This is a genomic window from Halorubrum trueperi (assembly GCF_042662525.1).
Classification (GTDB): domain Archaea; phylum Halobacteriota; class Halobacteria; order Halobacteriales; family Haloferacaceae; genus Halorubrum; species Halorubrum trueperi.
Genome location: NZ_JBHSXI010000001.1, coordinates 427,989 through 450,079, shown reverse-complemented (window position 1 = coordinate 450,079; position 22,091 = coordinate 427,989). Strand labels below are relative to the sequence as shown.

The following is a 22,091-nucleotide window of genomic DNA, read 5'->3' as shown; positions in this document are numbered from 1 at the left end:
GAACGTTACTGACCGGACGCGCAATCCGTTCGGAATGCGCCCGGACTGTCAGTCGTTCGTTCCAGGCTACGGCGACGCCAACGCCGACTTCCACCTCGTCGGCGACCACCCCGGGGTCCACGGAGGGATCGAATCCGGCGTCCCCTTTACCGAAAAATCGTGGTCGACGACGTTCCTGTCGGCGCTGTCCGACGGCGGACTGATCGCCGGGTTTGCGAGAGACGTGTCCTCGGTCGCCTCCGCGACACCCGGCACAGATGCAACTGAGGCGGAAGCGGCCGACGGAGGATCGGCCGAGGCGGAAGCGGCCAACAGAGGATCGGCCGAGGCGGAAGCGGCCGACGGAGGATCGGCCGAGGCGGAAGCGGCCGACGGAGGATCGGCTGAGGCGGAAGCGGTCGACGGAGGATCGGCTGAGACGGAAGCGGCCGACGCGGACGCGACTGATCCGATTCGAACGGATCGCACGTACTTCTCGTACCTCCACATGTGCGTGCCCGACGGTACTCCCACCGAGGAGTCATACGCCGACATGGAGCGGTTCTTCGACGCCGAGCTCCGCGCGATCGCCGCTCACGTGCTCCTCCCGGTCGGTGCGCGGGCGACCGAGCACGTCCTCGAGCAGTACACCGCCCGGGCGTGGAAGACCGATGTCGACATGGATGCCCTCCACGGCGAGGAGATTCTCGGTTCCGGGTGGCTCGTCCTCCCGATCAAAGACCCCGCCGAGTGGGACGCCGACGATGCTGACCACCTCGTCGCGTCGCTCCGGACGCTCAGGTCCACGGACTACCGACGCGAGAGCGATCTGGGACGGTTCGTCGCCGGCAGCGACCCCTACCTCGTCAGGTGATCTGCCCGCCGCTCGACCTCCGCGGTCGGAACTCGCCGCTCGACCGGTCGGATACATGTGAACTTCCGCCGCCCCTCCGCCCACCGGATCGGATCGTTCGTGCTCGATACGTCGGATTACTCCTCGAACGTCATTTGTTCAGGGCACTCCGTAGTCATATTTGTCGCTACTCCCTGAATTTTATATCGCAGCGCGCTACCCGTCACTAGACGCCCGACCGATCGGGCGTCGGCCGTAGGACTGGTACTCCATACGGCGGCTTGGTCAGCACCGGCCCTCACGGGCCGTTTTCGAACTGTTCTCTCACCGTGAGCCGTTGGTCCGCTCACTCGGTGGCCCGCTCACTCGCCGCCGAGCAACGCGTCGAGGTACTGTCCGACGTGGTCGTCCATGCGTCGCTTGAACCCGGCCCGCCGCGCGAGGCGGTCGAGTTCCCGCGAGACGTACGTGCCGTACTGGACCGCCTTCTTATCTGCGGTCCGAACGGAGTCCGGAACGTACTCCGCAGCGGCTCGCCGGAGCGCGACCTTCCGCTCGCCGCCGGTCGCCAGCAGTCCGCCCGGGAGCGCGAGCGCAGCCGCGACGACCCGATCGTCGAGCAACGGCGCGACGGGCTCCACGCCCGCCGCGCGGAGGGCGAGGACGTCGCGTTCGAGTTGGTCCGGCAGCGTTCGCACCGTCTCCGTCCGGGCCCCGCGCACGGTGTCGGCGTCGACTCGGTGGTCGTCGGCCGGCTCGACGACCTTGCTGTAGCCGCCGAACAGCTCGTCTGCGCCCTGTCCGACCGCGAGGCGCTCCATACCGTCCGCCGCGGCCGCCTCCGCCGCGAGGTACAGCGGGACCGCGATTGCGACGTCCATCGGATTCCGACGTCCCGTTGCGCGGGCGACCTCGCGGACGGCCCGGACGAGGTCGTCGTGGGTGATCTCGACGACGCGGAGGTCGGGCGTTCGATTCGTCTCCGACGCCCGAAACCGACCCATCGCTTCGGCGGCGTCGCGCGCGGCCGCGACGTCGTGACACCCCTCGAATCCGGCGACGTACGTGGGCGCGTCCGGCACCGCGGCGGCGACGACCCCGGAGTCGACGCCGCCGGAGAACGCGATCGCCAGGCCGTCGCTGTCGGACGCACTCGCTCCGTCGCTGCCGGGCACGTTCGAGTCGACGTTTCTCGCGAGGTCAGCGAGCGCGCCCGCGAGCGCGTCGTCGACCGCGGCCTGCCCGGTCTCCGGCTCGACCGGTCCGCCGTCGGGGAGCGACCAGACGCGCTCGACCCCGTCGCCCGACGCGACACATCCGGCCGGGACGGGTTCGGGATCGGCGAGTACTCGCCGGTCGAAGCTCCACGCGGCGGGATCGGTCGGATCGCCTCCGGTCCTCGGATCCGCCGAGCCCCGCTCGACGAACAGCGGCTCGCGGCCGAGGACGTCGCGGACGAGGACCGGCCCCTCGCGGTCGGGAGGATCGGCGAGGAGTCCCGCGAAGCCGCAGCCACCGGGGAGGGGATCGTCGGCGCTGATGGCGTCGCGGACGCGGTCGGGAGGCGCGCCGCGCAGGACACCTGGTGAGTGAGACGCCATCGATATCAGCGCAGCGACCGGATCGCGCGGAGCGCTCGCCGCTTCGCGCCGCCGCCGAACTGACGGAGCGAGACCCGCCACGGGGTTCGTTTCCCGACGACGCTGGTCCGGCCGTCGGCGATGCCCTCGAGGATCGCGTCGGCCGAGCGGTCGTCCGCGCCGACCTCCGTCACCGCCTGTCCGACCATCTCGGAGATGTGAGCGTCACTGCCGGCGGTCATCGGTAGGCGGTTGCGGATCGCGAACTTCTCGGCCTGTCGGTTCGACCGACCCGTAAAGAGCCGCGAGTTGTACACCTCAAGGGCGTCGGCGCTCGCAAGCTGATCGTCGGTGATGTGGGCGGCGACGCCGTGTCTGGATTTCTGGAAGGGATGGGGGACGACGGCGATCCCGCCTCGGTCGTGGATCCGGTCGAGCGTCTCGTCGAAGGGGAGCCCGCTCTCGACGCGCTCGTCGATACCGAACGCGAGCACGTGGCCAACCGCGCTCGTCACCTCCATACCGACGATGCCGACGAGCCCGTACTCGGGGGCCAGCTCGGCCGCCTCGATGCTGGCGTCGATTTCGTCGTGGTCCGTGACGGCGAGCGCGTCCAGCCCGACCCCCGCCGCCTGTTCGAGCAGGAGTTCGATAGGATCGCGCCCGTCGTAGGACAGTTCGGAGTGCGCGTGCAGCTCGACCGATAGCACGCCTCCACATTCGACGGTCGTCTTAAAAAGCGCCCCGGTCCGCGGTAGGCCGGCCCGGCCCCCGTGCGCGGGTCTGCCACCGGCGACGCGATCGTTAAAAGACCAAAAACGGTGGCGCGCGCCCGCGAGCGCCCATCGGGCGCGAGCCGGCCCGTCGAGGTCGCCAGCGCTGCGCGCCGGCTGCCAGTGAATCTTCGATTCTCGCGGGAGTCGGGGAGGCGTGAGGTGCGGGTGCGGTCCCGCGAGCGCAGCGAGCGGGGGCACGGGTGACGCAGTCTCCCGGAGGGATGAAGACACGCGACGCGAGTAGCGAGAGGCCTTCGGTCTCTCGAACAGCCGGCGGCTTTGCCGCCGGCGACTGGGGCGTTGGAGATGTTCACCGCGTCGGCAACGACTTATAACTGAGGCGAACTTGTCCCGCCAAAAAATTCGATGACGCGCGCTCGCCGATCGGTCAGAAGGAGCTCTCGCCCACCGTTTCGCGGTAGCTTCCGGTGCCGGCGTGGGCCGTCTCGTCCCACGTCTCGACCGCGACCAGCACGCGAGTGTTCAGGGCGTCCGCCGGCGCGCCCTCGATCCGGAGCGTGGAGTTCCCGATCCGGGCGACCGTCTCGCCGCCCTCGTCGCCGGTGACCATCACCTCGATCACGTCGCCCGGGTCGTAGTCTGGCGTCGACCCGCGGAACGACCAGCCGGCGAGGAACTTCTCGAAGCGGCTCATGCGCGCGACACCTCCTCAGAGGGCCGGTCGGGAATGTACTCCCGTCCGAACCCGGTTATCGCGGCGAGCAGGAAGACGATCACGAGGAACCATCCGTGGAAGACGTAGGGCACGACGTCGATCGGGTTGACGACCATCTCCGGGCCGTACTCCGCGCCGAGCCCGTTGGGTCCGACCATCACCTGGTAGCCGACGAGGACGCCGCCTGCCCACGGGAAGATGTACCCGAGCGCCGACGTGTTCGCGTCGAGGATGTTCGCCCGTCGGTACCCGTTGATGTTGAACTTCTCGCCGATGCGCGCGATGTACGGGGCGATCGCTATCTCCGCGGCGGTGTTGATCGTGATCATCCCGTTGATCGTCGCCGTGCCGAGGACCATCGTCAGCTCGGCCCGGCGGACGTTCGTCGCGACGGAGTCGAGCAGGAACTCCTGTATCGCCTGGAATCCGCCCCCTCGGATCATGATCTGCGCCATCGACACGATCAGCAGGGTCAACACGATGAGCGGGAAGAAGCCGATCGCGCCGGCGTAGAGGCTCCCGCCGACGCCCGCGGTCTCACCGACCACGACGAACGGGAGCGAGGTGAAGGTCCCGGACTCCGTCACGGTGAACGCGAGGATGTCGCTCACCGACGAGAGCCCGAACGCGAGATTGAACGCGACCGCGACGATCAGCCCCCACGAGATTGCCTCGACGATGTGTCGTCCCGCGACGGCCGTCGCGATGACGACGCCCATCGAGATCAGGTGAACCAGGCCGAGCGCGGTCGCCGACTCGCGGAGCGCCGCCGACCCTTCGAGGCTCGCGCCCGACAGCACCGACCCCATGATCAGGTAGGCGACGAACGCGGGCACCGCGGCGATGATCGCGTACTTGAACCGCGAGGCGACGACGCCGCCGATGTCCGCGTCCTGCGTGACCGCGCTCACGATCGTCGTGTCGCTCACGGGCGCGAGGTTATCGCCGAAGACGGCCCCCGAGAGGATCGCCGCGAACAGCAGCACCGGGTTCGCGCCGATCAGGACTCCCGCGGGGAAAAAGAGGGTCACGAACGCGACGGTGGCACCGTACCCCGTTCCGATCCCGGTCGCGAGCAGTCCGCAGAGGACGAACGCGGCCGCCGGGAACGTCGCCGCGCCGACGTTCAGCGCGTCGGCGGCGTAGATGAGTCCCTCGACGAACCCGCCGACCTGCAGCGTCTCCGCGAACATGCCGGCCCACAACCAGGCGACGATCGCCGTCGCCGCGACGCGCTGCGTCATCCCCTCGAAGATGGTGTTCGCGTACGCCTTCCAGTCACCGCGAACGAGGAACATCCCGAGAATCGTCCCGAGCAGCGCACCGATGACGAGTCCGTTCGTGTCGCCGATGCCGAGGACGCCGCTCTGGAAGATCGCCCAGACGATGAAGAAGGCGATCGGCACCGTGCTCGCCCACTTCCCGCCGTAGAACGTGATGCGCGGGTCGCTCGTCGAATCCGAACCGCCGCCGAAGTCGCCTGACGCGCCGGGATCGCCGGCCATACCAGGGTCGCCGCCGTCCGGGGCCGCCGGTTTGCCGCCGTCCGAGATCGGCGGATTGTTTCCGTCCGAGATCGGCGGATTGTCTCCGTCCGAGGTCGGCGGACCGCCCCCCTCCGGTGATTCGTCGCCGAGCGTCTCGATCGGGTCGCCGTCGGGTGTGTCAGTCATGTCTCTCTCCTACGCACCCGGTGGCCGACGATCCACGTAAACCCTCGTGTCCACGGTCGGCCGGATCTCTCCTCCGCGGTCGGCCATCCCGTCGAGCGGCTCGGTCGGAGCCTCCCTCGACGCCTCCACGAAATCCACAAGAACACGCTTAAGAACCCCGACGGCGACGTGACGAACGGGAACAGCACAGCTGCAGATCCGACGCGCCGGGGGCTTTTCGCCCACGGCTTGGGAATGTAGCAGTGCACCGACGCCTCCGGCGTCGCGGCCCGGACCGTCCGCTCGCGCGGACTGGCCACTGGGACCGCTCGCAACAGCGAGCCGTCCGCAGCCGCGCCGCGCGGAGTCGCGGTCACGTTTGCGGTTGTGCCGTTCCAATTTCACAACAATGGCACGAATGCACACGCGCCGTCGCGGTTCGTCCGGTTCGGACAAGCCGGCGACGGACGAGAACCCGGAGTGGAGCGACGTCGACGCCGAGGACATCGAGTCTCGCGTCGTCGAACTGGCGGAGCAGGGCCACGACCCCAGCGTCATCGGACTCAAACTCCGTGACGAGGGCGTCAAGGGCGTCCCGGTGCCCGACGTGAAGCTGGCGACCGACAAGAAGGTCACCGAGATTCTCGAGGAAAATGACGCAAAGTCGGAGTATCCCGAGGACCTCCGCAACCTGATGAGCCAGGCCGTCCGCCTCCGCGAACACATGGCGGAGAACGGACAGGACCACCAGAACAAGCGCGCGCTCCAGAACACGGAGTCGAAGATCCGCCGCCTCGCGAACTACTACCGCGGCGACGAGATCGACGAGGAGTTCACGTACACCTACGAGCTCGCCGCCGAGCTGCTCGACGACGAGTAGCGACGCCGAGACGTACCACGAGTAACCGAAACAGACGCGACACGCAGAACCGATCGAATCCATCATGACCGAAGCGACGTCCGCCGCGCCCGCCCCCGACGCCCTCGCCGACGTCCTCGTCGACGCGCCGTTCGTCCGGCTCGTCGCGACCGACGACGGCGACGCGCTGGCAGCCGCTGGGCTACTCGCCCGCGCGCTACGAGCCGTCGGCACGCCGTTTCAGGTCCGCGTCGCTCCCGATCCTTTCTCCGACGACGTCGACGACGGCGTCGACGACGGCATCGCGGTGGCCGTCGGAGCGGACCGCGGACCCCACGCGATTCCGGGTTCCTCCCGGCCGGCGAGCGCGGACGCGTTCGCCGTCGCTCGCGTGCTCGACGTCGATCCCGACCCGATCGTCGCCCTCGCGGGCGTCGTCGCGGCCGGCTCGATCCCCGGAACGGACGGCTCGGCCGACGCGCTCGACGCCGCGGAGGCGTCTGGCCGCGTCCGCCGACGTCCCGGCGTCGCGCTCCCGACCACGGACCTCGCGGACGACATCGCGGCCTCGACGCTCGTCCGGACGCCGCACTCCGGCGACCCCGAGGCTGCGCGCGCCGCACTCGCGGCGCTCGGGCTCCCGACCGACCTCGACGACGATGCGCACCGGCAACTCGCGTCGCTGGTCGCCGTCGACGTCGCGGACACGGAGGGAGCGTCCACCCGGGCCGCGTCCGCGGTCGAGCGCGCGCTCCGCCCGTACGAGACCGACAGTCCGTTCGAGACTGTCGGCGGCCTCGCCGACGTGCTCGACGCGCTCGCACGCGAGGCCCCCGGAACGGGGGTCGCGGTGGCGCTCGACCGCAACCCGAGCGGCGACGTTCGGACGGCGGCGCTCGACGCGTGGCGGACGCACGGACTGACGGCGCACCGGGCGCTCGACGACGCGTCGATCGGCCGATACGACGGCTGCGTCGTCTCTCGCGTCGACGTCGCGGGTGCGGTGGACGCGGCGGAAGCCGCAGACGCGGAGATCGCGTCCGTCGGGTCCGTCTCGTCCGCCGCGGCCGTCCTGCCGTCGGTCGCCCGGCTCGTCCGGGACTTCCGATCGCCCGAGCCGGTCGCCGTCGCGGTGGACGAGTCGACCGGTCGCTTGGCCGCGGCCGCGACCGAGCCGATCGGGCTCGGCGACGTCTGTCGGACGGTCGCGGCCGAGTTCGACGCCGACGGCTGGGGAACAGCCGATCGCGGCGGACTGGCCGTCGTCGCCGACGGGAGTGAGAACGACGGAACCGACGGCGATCTCGCGGGCGCGCTCGCCGCGCTCAGGGAGGCGCTATGATCGGGAACGAGCCGCGGACCGACGGCGGAAGCCGCGAAGACGGCACCACCGACGGCGGAAGCCGCGAAGACGGCACCACCGACGACGAAAGCCACGACGACGGGACGACCCGGACGGCGACGGTCCGGACGACCCACGCCGACGCCGGCCTCGTCGCCGCCGCGCTCGTCCCGGATAACACCGAGTCGATGGCAATTCGCGTCGACGGCGACGCGATCGAGTGCGCCGTCGAGCGGCGGACGACGGGCGGACTCCGATCGACGGTGGACGACTACGTCGTGAATCTGCACGTCGCGGACCGACTCGTCGACCGCGCGCGAGCACACCTCGCGCCGGCCGACGGCGGAGGACGGCCCTCCGACACCAACGCCGATACCAACACCAACACATGAGCGAACGATCCGTATCCAAGAGCAGAGAACAGAAGCGCTGGTACACCGTGTTAGCGCCCGAACAGTTCGACCGTCAGGAGCTCGGCGAGACCCTCGCCGAGGAGCCGGACCAGGTCGTCGGTCGCACGATCACGACGACCCTCGGTGAACTCACCGGCGACTCCGGCGCGAACAACACGAAGCTGACGTTCAAGATCACCGACGTCGGCAGCGACACGGCCTACACCGAGTTCATCACGTACGAGCTCACGCGGGACTACCTGCGCTCGCTCGTCCGCCGCGGTGCCTCGAAGGTCGAGGCGTCGATCACGGTGCTGACGACCGACGACTACCGCATCCGCGTCCAGCCCGTCGCGCTGACGACGAAGAAGGCCGACCGATCCCAGGAGAAGGCCATCCGCCGCGTCATGATCGACAAGGTCAACGCCGCGGCCGAGGATCGCACCTTCGAGTCGTTCGTCGACGCGATCGTCGACGGGAACCTCTCGTCGGCCATCTACGGCGAGGCGAAGCTGATCTACCCGCTGCGCCGCGTCGAAGTCCAGAAGCTCACCCTCGAAGCGCGCCCGTCCGAGGTCGCCGCCGAGGAGGAGACCGCGGTCGACGTCGATGCCGACGAAGTGGCCGTCGACGCCGACGAGTAACGCGTCATCGAGCACATCCGCAGTTTTCCCGTTTATCAATCCCCTAGCGGCCGTGCCGTCGGGATCCGTCGAGAACGAGATCGGACGGAATTGTTGATACGTTTAAAAACGAGTCGGCGGCGTGCGTTCACACGCCCGCTTCCGTTTCTAAGCAGAGGGAACGTCCCCGTTCAGCCGAGGATGTACCGGAGCGCCGGGAACTTCTCGGTCAGCTCTTGTCCGCCGACGTTCAGCTGCTCGATGTAGGCGTCGAGGCCGAGGACGCGGCCCGCGCCGAACGCGGCGACCGTGAGGAACACGATCGCGTACACCAGCGTCGAGTCGAACAGCGCGAGCACGTCGCCGCTCCACCCACCGAGGTAGAACAGCATCATCTGCATCGCGCCGCCGAGCGCTGCCAGTCGGACGAACGCCCCAGCGATGAGCGCGACGCCGATGAGCACCTGCGTGACCGGGACGAACACGTTGACGAACTCCATCAGCGCCGGGCTCGACGCCATCGCGGCGTACAGGCCGCTGACCGGGCTCGCGGAGCCGACGTTCGCGAGGTACCCGGCCGCGTCGAACGGCCACTCTGAGATCTTCCCGAGGCCAGCGAACAGGATCATCCCGCCGATGGTCGCCCGAAGCAGGACGATGAACAGCGCCGACAGCGAGTGCGCCTTCCCCAGTAGCGTGACGCCGCCTATCTCCCCGCCGAACTCGTTGGTCGTTTTGGTGGACATTGTGTCTCTCCTCACTTGCGAATACGACGAGTGTACACATAAACCCGGAAGCGAGTTCTCCTTTCGATGGAAGGGATCGGCGAATTCCCCCCGTCGTTTGGGTCTTTAAGTACTCGTCCCGAACGCGTCGGTCCGCTGCGTGGCGCGACTCCCACTCACCACGTCTCGCCGCTCGCGAGATCGACGTCGCCGTCGCCCTTCTCGGAGGGGCAGACGTCCGCGAGCACGCAGTCGTCACAGTCCGGATTGATCGCGGTACACGTCGCGCGCCCGTGGTCGATCATGAGATGTGTGAACTGTTGCCAGTCGGTCTCGGGGACGATATCGAGGAGGTCTCGTTCGATCTGCGTTGGACTCTCCTCTTCGGTGATCGCGAGCCGCCGGGTGAGCCGCTGAACGTGCGTGTCGACGACGATTCCCTCGACGACGTCGTGACCGTGCTGCAACACGACGTTCGCGGTCTTGCGGCCGACGCCGGCGAGGTCCGTCAGCTCCGACATCGTGTCCGGAACCTCGCCGTCGTGTTTCTCGGCGATGTCGGCGCAGGCCGATCGGATGTACTTCGCCTTGTTGTTGTAGTAGGTGATCGAGTTGATCGCCTCCGCGAGTTCTTCCTGGGAGGCGTTCGCGTAGTCCTCGGGCGTCTGGTACGTCTCGAACAGTTCCGCACAGACCTTGTTGACTCGCTCGTCCGTGCACTGCGCCGAGAGGATCACGGCGATGAGAAGCTCCAGCCGGTTCGAGTAGTTCAACGAGATCGTCGAGTCCGGATACTCCTCGTAGAGCCGATCTAAAACCTCCGCGACCTGGGCTTCCCGCGGCTCCAATGGCGTTCCCATGCCGATCACTCCGAGCGGGCGACATTGAACGATCCGGAAGCCAACGAGCGTCTCGGGCACCTCGGATGACTCGGACGCCTCAGGCGACTCGGATGACTCGGGCGACTCGGACGCGGTCCTGACCGCGACCCCGCCGACCGGCATCCCTTTTGGGGATCGCGGCCGATTCGAAGGCATGCTCTCGGACACGCCCGGCCTGCATCACGTCACGGGGATCGTCGGGGACGCCGCGGCGGCCGCCGCGTTCTACGGCGAGGCCCTCGGCCTCCGACTGCTCCGCCGGACCGTGAACTACGAGGACATCCTGCAGTACCACCTCTACTTCGGGGACGCGACCGGCTCCCCGGGGTCGGTGTTCACCGTCTTCCCGGACCCGCACGGCGATCCCGGTCGAACCGGGAAGCCCGGGTACGCCGCGGTGGCGTTCGCGGTCCCTCCGGGATCGCTCGGCTACTGGCGCGAGCGGCTCGCCGAACGGGACGTGTCGATCGAGACCGACACTCGGACAGGCGATGGAACTGACGCCCGGACAGAAGACGATCGCTTCGGCGATCGCCTGCTTGCGTTCGAGGACCCCGCCGGCACACGAATCGAGCTCGTCGAGAGCGACGCGCCGGGGAATCCGTGGGTCGCCGACTCCGGAAGCAGCGATGGGGGTCTCACCGATCCGGTCCCGGAGTCGGTGGCGATCCGCGGCCTGTACGGCGTCACCGCGCTGCCAACCGACCCGTTCGGGACCGCGAGCGTGCTCGACACGCTCGGATTCGAGTACGAGGCGGAGGTCGGCGACAGGATCCGATACCGCGCGCCAGGCGACCGGGCGACCGTCGTCGACCTGCTCGATCGCGACGCGCCGTACCTGCGGGAGGGCCCCGGAACGCTCCACCACGCCGCGGTTCGGGTGCCCGACCGCGAGGCGCTGTTGGCGTGGCACGACCTGTTCCGCGACCGCGGGTACGACGTCTCCCGCGTGAAGGACCGCCACTTCTTCCACTCGCTGTACGTGCGCGGCCCCGGCGGGCTGCTCGTCGAACTCGCGACGGAGTCGCCGACCCCGAACGGCCCCGAGGGCCCCGGTCTCGCTGCCCCGGACGCGACCGGTCACGCCGCGGAACGCTACCTCCCGCCCCGGTTCGAGTCTGATCGCGAGCTGATCGAGCGACAACTGCCCGCGTTCGACGTCGATTCCGGCCCTCGCAATCGGGGAACGCGCCGATGAGCCCCCGACTTACCGGCGTCGAAGGACCGCACGCGGACGCGACGCTGGTGACCGGCGGTGCGCCCGCCGCGGCCGCCGAGGTCGCCGCCGTGCTCGTCCACGGTCGCGGCGGGACGCCCGAGGGGCTGGTCCGGCTCGCAGACGAGTTCTACCGGCCGGGTGCGACGCTTCTCGCGCCGGGTGCGGTCCGTTCGAGCTGGTTCCCCGCCGGGCACGACGCCCCGATCGCCGACAACGAGCCGGCGTTGACCTCGGCGGTCGACTGCGTCGCCGCGGCCGTCGGTCTCGCCGGCGACATCGGTATCGCTCCCGAGCGAGTCGTCCTCGTCGGAATCTCGCAGGGCGGGTGCGTCACGAGCGAGTTCCTCCGGCGACGCCCGCGCCTGTACGGCGGCGCGTTCGTCGTCTCCGCGTCGCTTCCCGGGACGACCGCGGGGCGGGACGTCGTCGCCGTCGAGGGGGGCGGCGATCTGGAGGGTACTCCCGTCGCCCTCGCCTGCAGCGAGGGGGACCCCTACGTTCCCGTCGAGCGCGTGCGAGCGACCGCGGGGGCGTTCCGCCGCGGCGGGGCGGCGGTCGACCTCCGGATCGACGCCGGCGACGGTCACGGCCTCTCGGACGCGACGGCGACGCGAATCGGTGACCGGCTCGCGGTGCTCCTCGACGACTGACGGGCGACCGCCCGCCCGGAACCGACGTCCGCCCGGAACCGACGCCCGCCCGGAACCGACGTCCGCGCCGGATCCCGGCCCGAACGTGTTCGCGACACCGCCCATGTCCCTCCCGGACGGAGTGGTGCGCACGATGACGGAACTCGACGTCAGACGCATTCCGCCGAACGAGCGACACGACCGGATTCACCGGACCTTCGAGGCGTTAGAACCCGGGGAGACGCTGACGATAATAAACGATCACGACCCGAAACCGCTCTATTACGAGATGGAAGCCGAGGTGCCGGCGTTCGACGCGGACGGGTACGAGGTCGAACGGGAGGCTCCATCGCGGTTTGTCGCCGAGTTCCCGAAGGGGGGTACCGAACCCGCGATCGACCGCGTTCGGATCGCGGAGCTCGATGGAGAGCCGCACGCGGACGCGTTTCCCGGACGCGCACCGAAGACGATACGCCTGTCGCTGGAAGCGGACGAGCGCGTTCCGGAACACGATCACCCGGATCGGACGGTCCTGTTTCACGTGCTCGACGGCGAGATCGACGTCGCCCTCGGCGGCGAGTCGCACCGCGTTTCCGCCGGAGAGATCCTCCGGTTCGACGGGGAGCTATCGGTCGAGCCGACCGCGCGCAAGGAGAGCACCGCGCTGGTCGTGTTGGCACCGCGAACGGCGGAGTGACGGGAGCGCCGTGCGGTTGCGGACCCCCGCGTCCGCTCGTCCCACAGGCCGCCGCCGTCGACGTTTTATATACCACCGCCGAACGGACGGCATGGAGACGACGCGCCAGCGCATCGCCGAGCTCCTCCGCGAGGGGCCGGCGACCGCGAGCGGTCTCGGAGAGACGCTGTCGCTGCCGACGCCCGTCGTGTACGAGCACGTAGAGCACGTCTCGCGGTCGGTCGCCGGCGACGCGGAGCTGTTAGTCGCGCCGCCCGAGTGCACCGATTGCGGATTCGACGGGTTCGACGATCCGATCAACGATCCCTCGCGGTGCCCGGAGTGCAAGAGCGAGCGGATCGAGGAGCCGGCGTTCGTGATCCGCTGACCGTCGCAGACTCTACTTAAAAATCGCTTACAGCTCATCTAGCAGCGTCGCCGCCGCGGCCGACGACGATCCCGGTCCGCGGGCGGTGATCAGGTCGCCGTCGACGGTGACGCTCGCGTCCGCGTCGAGTTCGGCGTCCCAGTCAGCGCCCGCGAGGACGACCTCGTCCTCGACCCAGTACGGGAGCTTCCGACCGTCGGGCAGCACGTCCTCGTCGTCGACGATCCCCTCCTCCCACTCGTTCGGGAATCCGGTCACGGAGCGCCCCTCGACGAGGGGCGTCCCGTCGGCCTCGCGCGTGAACGCCAGGATGCCGACGGCGTGACAGACGACGAGCGCGACGCCCTGGTCGCCGGCGACCGCGTCGAGCAGAAGCTGGCGCGCGTGTCGGTCCTGATTCACGTCCCAGACGGTGCCGTGGCCGCCGGGGAAGACGACCGCGTCGTATCCGTCGGCGTCGACGGTCGCCAGCGGCTCCGGATCGTTCAGTTCGGGATGCTCCGCGTCGACGTCGCGGAACTCGGCGGCCGCCTCCTCGCCGCCGGCGGCCTCCGGATCGAGCGAGCGCTCGTCGACGACCGGCGGCGAGCCCGAGGGGGTCGCGACCGTCACGTCGACCTCCGCCGATTCGAGCGTCGTCAGCGGCTCGATGCACTCTTCGGCCCAGTACCCCTCCTCGCTCACGACGAACAGCGCGCGTGTCATGCGTCCTCCCGTTCGGGCGCTCGACGGAAAAGGGACTCGCGCCCGGCAGGCGCGATGCACGGCGCGGGGGTTATAAGCCTCCCCCGTGGCGGTCGTGGCGGTAACTGCGGTAACTGCGGTAACTGCGGTAACTGCGGTAACTGCGGTAACTGCGGTAACTGCGGTAACTGCGGTAACTGCGGTAACTGCGGTAACTGCGGTAACTGCGGTAACTGCGGTAACGGCGGTGGCTTCCCCTACCCTCCGCGATCGCCCAACGGGTTCAAGTGCGCGCTCTCCCGACCGATGCGTACCGATGGAGCCGCCGAACATCGAACGACTGGACGAGCGCACCGTCCAGCGCATCGCGGCCGGCGAGGTCGTCGAGCGTCCCGCGAGCGTCGTCAAGGAGCTGATAGAGAACAGCCTCGACGCGGGCGCGAGCCGCGTCGCCGTCTCGGTCGAATCCGGCGGTACGGGAGGGATCCGCGTCCGCGACGACGGCGTCGGAATCCCCGCCGACCAGCTGGAGGCGGCGGTCGCCGAGCACGCCACGTCGAAGATCGCCGACATCGAGGACCTAGACCGCGGGGTCGGAACGCTCGGCTTCCGCGGGGAGGCGCTGTACACCGTCGGTGCGGTCTCGCGGCTCACCGTCCGGTCGCGCCCGCCCGACGCCGAAGCCGGCGCGGAGATAACGGTCGAGGGCGGGGACGTCGGCGACCCTCGCCCGGCGGGCTGTCCCGAGGGAACGACGGTCGAAGTCGACGACCTGTTTTATAATACGCCCGCCCGGAAGAAGTTCCTCAAACGGACGACCACCGAGTTCGACCACGTCAACACCGTCGTGACCGGGTACGCGCTCGCGAACCCCGACGTCGCCGTCTCGCTGGAACATGACGGCCGCGAGACCTTCTCGACGGAGGGAAACGGCGACCTCCGATCGGCAGTCCTGGCCGTGTACGGCCGGGAGGTCGCCGAGGCGATGGTGGACGTGGAGTGGACGCCGGATCTCGGCGGCGACGACGACGACAACGACGGCAGCGACAACGACGGCAGCGACAACGACGAGGCGGATCCGGCCGTTCGACGCGTGACCGGTCTCGTCTCGCACCCCGAGACGACGCGCTCGACCCGCGAGTACCTCGCGACGTACGTCAACGACCGGTACGTCACCGCGAGCGCGCTGCGAGAAGCCACCCTCGACGCGTACGGCGGCCAACTCGCGCCCGACCGGTATCCCTTCGCGGTGCTGTTCGTCGAAGTCCCGTCCGGCGACGTCGACGTGAACGTCCACCCGCGGAAGCTCGAGGTCCGGTTTGACGAGGAGCTCGCCGTGCGCGCCGCGGTCGAGGAGGCGGTCGAGGAGGCCCTGCTCGACCACGGGCTGATCCGGTCGACCGCGCCGCGAGGACAGTCGGCCCCCGATCAGACCGAGATTCGCCCCGACGGCCCGGATTCCGAGGCCGTGGGCGGTGCCGGGACGGACCACGAGCGCGCCGCGCTCGGCGACCGAGAGGAGGCCGATGGAGAGGACGATAGAAGCCCGGAATCGGCGACCGGCGTCACGGAACTGGACCCGGCCGACGAGGACGCGTGGGCGGTCGGTGACGTCGGAAGACGAGGCGATGTCGACGGGCACGGTGGCGACGGATTCGGAGACGGCAGTGACGGTCCCACGATCAGCGACCGGCCCTCTCCGCGAAGCTGGCAGTCGGGTTCGACGGAGTCCGGCGACGGGACTGTCGGGTTCGGCGACGAGGCGAATGACGGCAGTTCCGGAGACGAGAGGACGGGCGGCGATGATCACACCAGCGGGGCCGACACCGGCTCGGAGACCGCCGCCGGCAACCCGTCTGAGTTCGACGCCGCAGCGGGCGACTCCGGAACGGACGATCGGGAGGGCGAGGAGTCGACCGGTTCGCAGCCAATCTCGACCGATTCGTCGTCAACTCCAACCGACTCGCCATCACCTTCGACCGACTCGCCATCACCTTCGACCGACTCGCGCTCCCCGCGATCGACCGCTCAGCGAACGCTGGGGGGCGGCGGGACGACGGCCGAGGAGCGATCCTACGAGTCGCTTCCGCCGCTTCGGGTGCTCGGACAGCTCCACGGGACGTACGTCGTCGCCGAGTCGCCGGAGGGGCTGGTCTTGATCGACCAACACGCCGCCGACGAGCGGGTGAACTACGAGCGACTGCAGGCCGCGTTCGCCGACGGCGCAGACGCCCAGGCCCTCGCGGAGCCCGTCCGCGTCGAGCTCACCGCGCGAGAGGCGGCGCTGTTCGGCGAGTTTGTGGACGACCTCCGAGGGATCGGATTTCGCGCCGAGCGCGCCGACGAGCGCGAGGTCGTCGTCGAGTCCGTCCCGACCGTCTTCGACGCAGCGCTCGATCCCGACCTGCTCCGGGACGTCCTCTCGGCGCTCGTCGGCGACGCCACTGCGGGCGACGAGCCCGTCACGGACGTGGTCGACAAACTGCTCGCGGACCTCGCGTGTTACCCCTCGGTGACCGGAAACACCTCGCTGACTGAGGGGAGAGTCGTCGACCTTCTCGACCGGCTCGACGACTGCGAGAACCCGTACGCCTGCCCGCACGGCCGACCGGTCGTGATCCGGCTCGATCGGGAGGAGATCGGCTCGCGGTTCGAGCGCGACTACCCCGGACACGCCGGGCGACGGTCCGAGTAGGACGGTGCACCGACGCGACCGACACAGCCGGCACGGGCGGTAAAGAAACGCCACCGACGCCCCGATCGCAGAGAGGTACGTTTTAGTCGGGCGACGTGGACCCCAGGGTATGGAACGCGTAGCGATCATCGGCGCGTCGATGACTCGGTTCGGGAAGCGCGACGCGTGGGTGCGAGAGCTGTTGGCGGAGGCGGGCGCGGCCGCGCTCGACGACGCCGGGATCGACGGCGAGGACCTCGATCACCTGTACGTTTCGAACATGGCCAGCGGCGAGTTCGAGGGACAGACCGGCGTCCCGAACGCGCTCGCCCACGATCTGAACGCCATGCCGGCGTACACCGCCCGCATCGATCAGACCTCGTCGTCCGGCGGTGCCGGCGTGTTCGCCGCGTGGCAGTCGGTCGCCTCCGGCGCGAGCGATCTCACGATGCTCGTCGGCGGCGAGAAGATGACCCACCGGACGACCGCGGAGGCGACCGACGTGATCGCGTCGCTCACGCACCCGGTCGAGTACAAACACGGCGTCACGCTCCCCTCCTTCGCGGGCATGACGGCGCGGCTCTACCTCGACGAGTACGACGCCCCCCGCGAGAGCCTCGGGAAGGTCGCCGTGAAGAACCACCGGAACGGCGTGGACAACCCCCACGCGCAGTTCCAGAAGGAGGTCGACCTCGACACGGTGCTCGACTCGCCGATCGTCGCGGACCCCCTCCGGCTGTACGACTTCTGTCCGATCACGGATGGTTCCGCGGCACTCGTCCTCTGTCCCGAGTCGGTGGCCGAGGAATACGTCCCGGCGGACGAGTACGCGGTGATCTCCGGGATCGGCGGCGCGACCGACACCCACGTCGTCCACGAGCGCGAGGACCCGACGACGATGGGCGGCGTCGTCGACTCCTCTCAAATCGCCTACGAGATGGCCGGGATCGGCTCGGACGATGTCGACGTCGCGGAGCTGCACGACATGTTCACGATCTTAGAATTCCTCCAGAGCGAGGACCTCGGCTTCTTCGAGAAGGGCGAGGGGTGGAAGGCGATCGAGGAGGGCGTCACCGACCGCGACGGCGACCTCCCGATCAACACCTCCGGCGGGCTGAAATCGAAGGGCCACCCGCTCGGGGCCAGCGGCGTCGCACAGGTGTACGAGATAGTCGAACAGGTCACCGGCGACGCCGGCCCGAGGCAGGTCGAGGCCGACACGGGACTGGCCTGCAACGTCGGCGGGTTCGGGAACTGCGTTACCACGGCTATTCTGGAGGGGAGCCAATGAGCGACCACGACACCGACGACGCGACCGGAAGCGACGCCGGGGACAGCGTCGAGCAGACCTTCGAGGCGGCCGAGTACGCGGACGGCACCGTCTCGTATCCGCCGCACATGGTCGGTCCGAACGGCGCGGAGCGCGTCGGGACGGTCGACCTCCGCGAGTACGAGGGGCGCATCGTCACGTGGACGACCTCGACGGCGACGCCGCCCGGGGTCCGAGAGCCGAACACGCTCGCGATCGTCGAGTTCGACGTGGACGTCGGCGACGACGCGCCGCCGGTTCGCGCGCTCGGGCAGGTCGCGGCGGCCGACGACGGCTCCGGCGAGCCGTTCGACGTCGAGATCGGCGACCGGGTCGAGCCGGTCCACGCCGACGAGCTCAGGGAACCGGGGGCCGGGATCCGCGAGCCGGACAGCCAGGAGTGGGACGGATTCCGATTCCGTCCGGTCGAGTAGCACTCTCCCGGTCCTTGCACCCGAAGCCGTGTGCGTCGTCTCGTCGATCACCTCCACGACGGCACGGGTTCGATTTTTTGCCCAAGATCTTTCGGTTCGCTCTCAGACTCGCCGAAAATCGCCGAGTCGCGTCCCGTCCAGCAGGTACGCCTCGCCGCTCGGGAGCGCGTCGGGCAGGAACGGCGCGAGGAACGACTGTCCGTCGACGTTGACCCACGTCCCGCCGGAGCGCTCGTTGAACGCGGGAAACACGACGAGTTCCGGCGGGTCCCCAGAGACCGCCACGCCGCCGTCACGGCCGTCGACGAACGCCGCCGGATCGACCGCGCCGCGGAGCCACGCCCGCTCCACCCGCGACCCGCCGACGGAGTCCTCCAACCGCACTTGCGGGTGCTCGTGTCCCATGCACACCACGTCGGCGTCGAGGAGCGTCGGGTCCGGGTGCGTGTGGCCGTGGAGAACGCCGACGCGGCCGTGCTCGCTGCCGCCATCCGAACCTCCGATCACGCCGCCGCGGGGCCCTATCACGTCGATCGCGTCCGCGAACGTCTCGGCGACGCCCGCGTCGTGGTTCCCCTCGACGAGCGTCATCGGGACGCGATCCGTCACGGCCCGAATCAGGGTCTCCAGCTCCTCGCGCTCGGCTCCCTCCGGAGCGGCGATCCGGTGGGCGAGGTCGCCGAGGACGACCAGTCGGTCGGCGTCGGTCTCCGCGACGAGATCGCAGAGCAGCGCTCGACGCTCGTCCGCCCGGCTGTCGAGTTCGATGCCGCGCTCGTAGCGGAGGCCGACCTCGATACCGGCGTGAACGTCGGCGACGAGAAGGGCGCGCTCGCTTCCGAGGTCGGCGACAGCCGCCGGTTCGCCGACGACCGGCTCGACCCGCGCCATCAGATCGGCTTAAGCACGCCGTCGCCCGGTTCGTAGCACTTCCCGCTCATCAGCGCGTCCTGGATGGCGTCTTCGACCGCGTCGGCGTCGACGCCGTGCTCGTCGACGATCGACTGGACGACCGCGTCGCGGGCGGCGCCGTCGCCGTCGTCGAGCGCGTCCATGGCTTCGACGACTGCGGCTTCGAGGTCGATATCGTCCGTCTCGTCGACGGAGTCAACGGAGTCATCCGTCTCGTCGGCGGGGTCAGCGGAATCATCCGTCTCCGCGCCGGTGGAATCGGCCGGCTCGTCCGTCTCGCCTGCCGCGTCCGTCACATCGGTGGACATCTCCGAGAGGTCGTCCGCATCAGGCACGTCGATATCGGCCTCGCCGGGATCGTCAACCTCCGTGCCGGTCGAAAAGTCCGTGCCGAACTCGGATTCGATCTCTTCCCGCTCCTCGTCGTCGATCTCGTACATCTCGTCGGCAGCTGGCTCTGCCGACGCGTCGTCGCCAGCGGCGTCCGGCTCGGCGACAGCCGAATCGTCGTCGGTACCTTCAATCGGCGCAGAGTCGTCGTCCGCTCCCGTTTGGAAGTCGCCGAGGCCCTCGCTTTCGACGTTCTCGGAATCCTCCCCGGAGTCAGGGCCGGATGCGTCGTCGGGAGTATCGACATCGGCGGCGGGTTCGTCGGTATTGTCGGTATCGGCGGGGTCGTCGGTGTCGTCAGTACCATCGTCGGCGGCGGGTTCGTCGCTGTCGGCGGCGGCAGGATCGGACGATTCGTCTCCGATCGGTGCCTCGCCCTCGACTGTCCCGGGCGGTGCCTCGATCGTCACGTCTGTCTCCGGCAGCGGTCCGATCGCGGTCTCTTCGCCCGCGTTGGGAACGGTGTCGGGCGCGCGCACCTCGTCGCGGTCGCCGGCGATCAGTTCGAGCGCGTCGATCGCCATCCGACGAACCGCCTCGACGTAGGCGGTCGAGGTGTCGTAGTGATCGATGGCCTTCGGGATTCCGGCCGCCAGCGACGCGGGCGCCCCGCCGGCTTCGAGGGCCGCGCGGAGGTCGTTGCCCCGCAGGTCGGAATCGAGGGCCTTCGCGAACACCGCCAGCCGGTCGAGCGTCGCCTCCGCGGCGGAGACGACCCACCGGTCGCGGGTGTCGGCGTCGACGTCGTTGAGGCTCTCTGGGCGGACGGAGGTGAACACTCTGTCGGAGTCTTCCGGCTCGAACGTCCGGGCTTTGCCCGTCAGCGCTACGAACGACGGCGGGTCAGCGCGTTCGAGAAACGCCTGCGCCTCGGGCTGATACTGCCCGGCGTACGTCACGAACGCGCCCGAGGGGTCGACGACCCGCCCCCGGCGCGTCTCGTCGTTCACGCGCTCGACCTCGGTGAGCACGCCCGCGACGAACAGCCGGTTCACGCGCGCGCCGGTCGGCGTGACCACGTAGTTCGGGGCGCGCTCCTCGTCGCTCTCGGAGTACGAGAGGGTAGCGTCGTCGAACTCGGCGGCGAACACGCGGTGAGCGACCTCGCGGGCACCCGGCCCGTCGTCGCTCATTCTTTCACCTCCGCGAGCGCAGCCCGGGCGGCATCGGCTGGATCGTCGTCCGCGAGTTCGAACTCGCTCGCGTCGAGGGTGGCTCCGTAGTCGTCGACCGAGAGGTTCCCTCGGACGCGGTAGGCGCGCCCGACGAGCGAGTCGGCGATTGCGTCGGCGACGACCGCCTTGTCCATCGCGTCTTTCGCCGCCTCGAGGGCCTCGTCGAGCCCCGCACCGTACACCTCGGCGGTCAGTTCGTCGTCGAGCACCACGGTGACCGTGTCGGTGCCGTCGTCCACGATTGCCTTCACGCGGAGGTCGTCCTCGCCGTCGACCTCGCCGTGGCTTCGGCACTGACCGTTCTGGACCACGCGGCCGCACTCGGGGCATCGCTCGATGAGGCCGGAGCCGTCTCGAATTTCAAGGACGTTTCCGACGACTTCGACGTCGAACATCCCGCCGGACGCGACCGCCTCGGCGACTCCGAGGCGCGGGGCGTCCTCTGCGACCTCGACCGGGTCGGGAAGCGGCGTCACCGTCGAGAATTCGGTGAAATTCAGCGACGGCACCCCGCGGAACTCGCGGACGTACACGTCCTCGATCCGGAGGTCCGCGCCCGGCTCCAGTTCGGAGCGCGGCTGCCAGTCGGTGAAGGGGAGCTTCGCGGTCGCGTCGCCGACGACGCCTTCCAAGATATCGGTCTCCCCGTCCCGCCCGGAGATCGTCTTCTCGTCGACCTCCAAGACGCGAACCTCGACGTTTCGGCCGCGATCGCCCGCGGAAATGTCGACGAGGCTGCGATCGCCGCCGATATCGCGGTCGACCTCGACCGGCTCGTCGGCGATGGCGACGGTGGTCGAGTCGTTGAGATTGAGCTCGGGCTCACCGTCCCACTCCCGAACGCCGGCGTTGCCGATCGTCAGCGAGTCGCCGGGCTCGAACCCGAAGTCCTGCCACGCGGTGTAGGAGATGACGCCCGTCTCGTCGGCGATTTCCCCCTCACGAATCGTGAGGTCGTCGCCCTGATATCGGATCGTTCGGGTCCCCTGCGTGAGCACGCGGACGGTGACCGTGACGCCGTCGTGGTCGGTGGTTATCTCGCCGACGTCGACCGCGTCCGGAGTCGGCGCGGATCCGCCGCCTCCGCCGCCGTGCTTCCGGCGGACGCTCTGTTTTGCCTCGTCGATCGGCACGCTGTACTCCAGTAGGTTCTCCAGGTCCGCTTTGACCTCCTCTTTGTCTACGCCGAGGTCGGAGGCGAGATCCTCGGCATGGCTGTTGACGTCCATCGGCCCGCACTTCGACGCGACCGCACAAAAGGAT

22 protein-coding genes are annotated in these 22,091 nt (G+C 69.3%); 12 read left to right on the top strand and 10 right to left on the bottom strand.

Annotated features, from left to right (window positions below; all coding sequences use genetic code 11):
• The first annotated feature begins 34 nt into the window (after positions 1 to 34).
• Positions 35 to 853 (top strand): uracil-DNA glycosylase family protein, encoded by an 819-nt coding sequence (locus tag ACFQEY_RS02255; RefSeq protein WP_379765093.1) that lies wholly within the window; start codon positions 35 to 37, stop codon positions 851 to 853.
• Positions 854 to 1,194: 341 nt separating this feature from the next.
• On the opposite strand, the gene ACFQEY_RS02250 is transcribed toward ACFQEY_RS02255, so the two are convergent.
• From ACFQEY_RS02250 to ACFQEY_RS02235, 4 genes are all read right to left on the bottom strand, one after another.
• Positions 1,195 to 2,433: an asparagine synthase C-terminal domain-containing protein gene (locus tag ACFQEY_RS02250; RefSeq protein ID WP_379764376.1), complete on the bottom strand. Its 1,239-nt coding sequence runs from the start codon at positions 2,431 to 2,433 to the stop codon at positions 1,195 to 1,197.
• 5 nt (positions 2,434 to 2,438) lie between these two features.
• Entirely contained in the window at positions 2,439 to 3,122 is a 684-nt protein-coding gene (locus ACFQEY_RS02245; RefSeq protein ID WP_379764374.1) for a PHP domain-containing protein, read from the bottom strand.
• Positions 3,123 to 3,576: 454 nt separating this feature from the next.
• Positions 3,577 to 3,843, bottom strand: a complete 267-nt coding sequence (locus tag ACFQEY_RS02240; RefSeq protein ID WP_379764372.1) for a DUF7513 family protein — start codon at positions 3,841 to 3,843, stop codon at positions 3,577 to 3,579.
• Entirely contained in the window at positions 3,840 to 5,369 is a 1,530-nt protein-coding gene (locus tag ACFQEY_RS02235) for a Na+/H+ antiporter NhaC family protein (RefSeq protein WP_379765091.1), read from the bottom strand. The genes ACFQEY_RS02240 and ACFQEY_RS02235 overlap by 4 nt, the downstream gene beginning before the upstream one ends.
• A 556-nt stretch (positions 5,370 to 5,925) precedes the next feature.
• Here ACFQEY_RS02235 and ACFQEY_RS02230 point away from each other — a divergent pair.
• From ACFQEY_RS02230 to ACFQEY_RS02215, 4 genes are all read left to right on the top strand, one after another.
• Entirely contained in the window at positions 5,926 to 6,396 is a 471-nt protein-coding gene (locus ACFQEY_RS02230) for a 30S ribosomal protein S15 (RefSeq protein WP_379764370.1), read from the top strand.
• A gap of 64 nt (positions 6,397 to 6,460) precedes the next feature.
• Entirely contained in the window at positions 6,461 to 7,717 is a 1,257-nt protein-coding gene (locus ACFQEY_RS02225; RefSeq protein ID WP_379764368.1) for an exonuclease RecJ, read from the top strand.
• Positions 7,714 to 8,109 (top strand): KEOPS complex subunit Pcc1, encoded by a 396-nt coding sequence (locus ACFQEY_RS02220; protein WP_379764366.1) that lies wholly within the window; start codon positions 7,714 to 7,716, stop codon positions 8,107 to 8,109. Before ACFQEY_RS02225 ends, ACFQEY_RS02220 begins: the two co-directional genes overlap by 4 nt.
• Entirely contained in the window at positions 8,106 to 8,753 is a 648-nt protein-coding gene (locus tag ACFQEY_RS02215) for a 30S ribosomal protein S3ae (protein ID WP_379764364.1), read from the top strand. The genes ACFQEY_RS02220 and ACFQEY_RS02215 overlap by 4 nt, the downstream gene beginning before the upstream one ends.
• A 170-nt stretch (positions 8,754 to 8,923) precedes the next feature.
• On the opposite strand, the gene ACFQEY_RS02210 is transcribed toward ACFQEY_RS02215, so the two are convergent.
• Both ACFQEY_RS02210 and nth read right to left on the bottom strand, forming a co-directional pair.
• Complete coding sequence (locus ACFQEY_RS02210) at positions 8,924 to 9,478, bottom strand: DoxX family protein (RefSeq protein ID WP_379764362.1); 555 nt, start codon at positions 9,476 to 9,478, stop codon at positions 8,924 to 8,926.
• 155 nt (positions 9,479 to 9,633) lie between these two features.
• Positions 9,634 to 10,317 (bottom strand): endonuclease III, encoded by a 684-nt coding sequence (gene nth, locus ACFQEY_RS02205; RefSeq protein WP_379765089.1) that lies wholly within the window; start codon positions 10,315 to 10,317, stop codon positions 9,634 to 9,636.
• Positions 10,318 to 10,492: 175 nt separating this feature from the next.
• Here nth and ACFQEY_RS02200 point away from each other — a divergent pair, with 175 nt between their 5' ends.
• The 4 genes from ACFQEY_RS02200 to ACFQEY_RS02185 all read left to right on the top strand — a co-directional run bounded on the left by ACFQEY_RS02200 (position 10,493) and on the right by ACFQEY_RS02185 (position 13,250).
• Entirely contained in the window at positions 10,493 to 11,536 is a 1,044-nt protein-coding gene (locus ACFQEY_RS02200) for a VOC family protein (protein WP_379764360.1), read from the top strand.
• A complete protein-coding gene (locus tag ACFQEY_RS02195) occupies positions 11,533 to 12,207 on the top strand; it encodes an alpha/beta hydrolase (RefSeq protein WP_379764359.1) in 675 nt (224 codons plus the stop codon). Before ACFQEY_RS02200 ends, ACFQEY_RS02195 begins: the two co-directional genes overlap by 4 nt.
• 133 nt (positions 12,208 to 12,340) lie before the next feature.
• Positions 12,341 to 12,883 (top strand): DUF2249 domain-containing protein, encoded by a 543-nt coding sequence (locus ACFQEY_RS02190; protein ID WP_379764357.1) that lies wholly within the window; start codon positions 12,341 to 12,343, stop codon positions 12,881 to 12,883.
• A gap of 91 nt (positions 12,884 to 12,974) precedes the next feature.
• Positions 12,975 to 13,250 carry a transcriptional regulator gene (locus tag ACFQEY_RS02185; protein ID WP_379764355.1) on the top strand — a complete coding sequence of 92 codons (276 nt, stop codon included), beginning with the start codon at positions 12,975 to 12,977 and terminating at the stop codon, positions 13,248 to 13,250.
• A 27-nt stretch (positions 13,251 to 13,277) separates the two neighbouring features.
• On the opposite strand, the gene ACFQEY_RS02180 is transcribed toward ACFQEY_RS02185, so the two are convergent.
• Positions 13,278 to 13,955, bottom strand: a complete 678-nt coding sequence (locus ACFQEY_RS02180) for a type 1 glutamine amidotransferase domain-containing protein (protein WP_379764353.1) — start codon at positions 13,953 to 13,955, stop codon at positions 13,278 to 13,280.
• A 295-nt stretch (positions 13,956 to 14,250) separates the two neighbouring features.
• On the opposite strand from ACFQEY_RS02180, the gene mutL reads away from it, so the two are divergent.
• The 3 genes from mutL (at position 14,251) to ACFQEY_RS02165 (ending at position 18,351) form a co-directional block, all read left to right on the top strand.
• On the top strand, positions 14,251 to 16,629 hold the full coding sequence (gene mutL, locus ACFQEY_RS02175) for a DNA mismatch repair endonuclease MutL (protein WP_379764351.1): 2,379 nt from the start codon (positions 14,251 to 14,253) through the stop codon (positions 16,627 to 16,629).
• Positions 16,630 to 16,738: 109 nt separating this feature from the next.
• Positions 16,739 to 17,899, top strand: coding sequence for a thiolase family protein (locus ACFQEY_RS02170; RefSeq protein ID WP_379764349.1), 1,161 nt, complete (start codon positions 16,739 to 16,741; stop codon positions 17,897 to 17,899).
• Positions 17,896 to 18,351 carry a Zn-ribbon domain-containing OB-fold protein gene (locus ACFQEY_RS02165; protein ID WP_379764347.1) on the top strand — a complete coding sequence of 152 codons (456 nt, stop codon included), beginning with the start codon at positions 17,896 to 17,898 and terminating at the stop codon, positions 18,349 to 18,351. The genes ACFQEY_RS02170 and ACFQEY_RS02165 overlap by 4 nt, the downstream gene beginning before the upstream one ends.
• 102 nt (positions 18,352 to 18,453) lie before the next feature.
• Here the strand turns inward: ACFQEY_RS02165 and ACFQEY_RS02160 are convergent, their stop codons facing one another.
• The 3 genes from ACFQEY_RS02160 to ACFQEY_RS02150 are packed head-to-tail and all read right to left on the bottom strand — an operon-like array spanning position 18,454 to position 22,057.
• Complete coding sequence (locus tag ACFQEY_RS02160; protein ID WP_379764345.1) at positions 18,454 to 19,242, bottom strand: metallophosphoesterase; 789 nt, start codon at positions 19,240 to 19,242, stop codon at positions 18,454 to 18,456.
• Positions 19,242 to 20,786, bottom strand: a complete 1,545-nt coding sequence (locus ACFQEY_RS02155) for a hypothetical protein (protein WP_379764343.1) — start codon at positions 20,784 to 20,786, stop codon at positions 19,242 to 19,244. Before ACFQEY_RS02155 ends, ACFQEY_RS02160 begins: the two co-directional genes overlap by 1 nt.
• Positions 20,783 to 22,057, bottom strand: a complete 1,275-nt coding sequence (locus ACFQEY_RS02150; RefSeq protein ID WP_379764341.1) for a Single-stranded DNA binding protein — start codon at positions 22,055 to 22,057, stop codon at positions 20,783 to 20,785. The genes ACFQEY_RS02155 and ACFQEY_RS02150 overlap by 4 nt, the downstream gene beginning before the upstream one ends.
• Between the last annotated feature and the right edge of the window lie 34 nt (positions 22,058 to 22,091).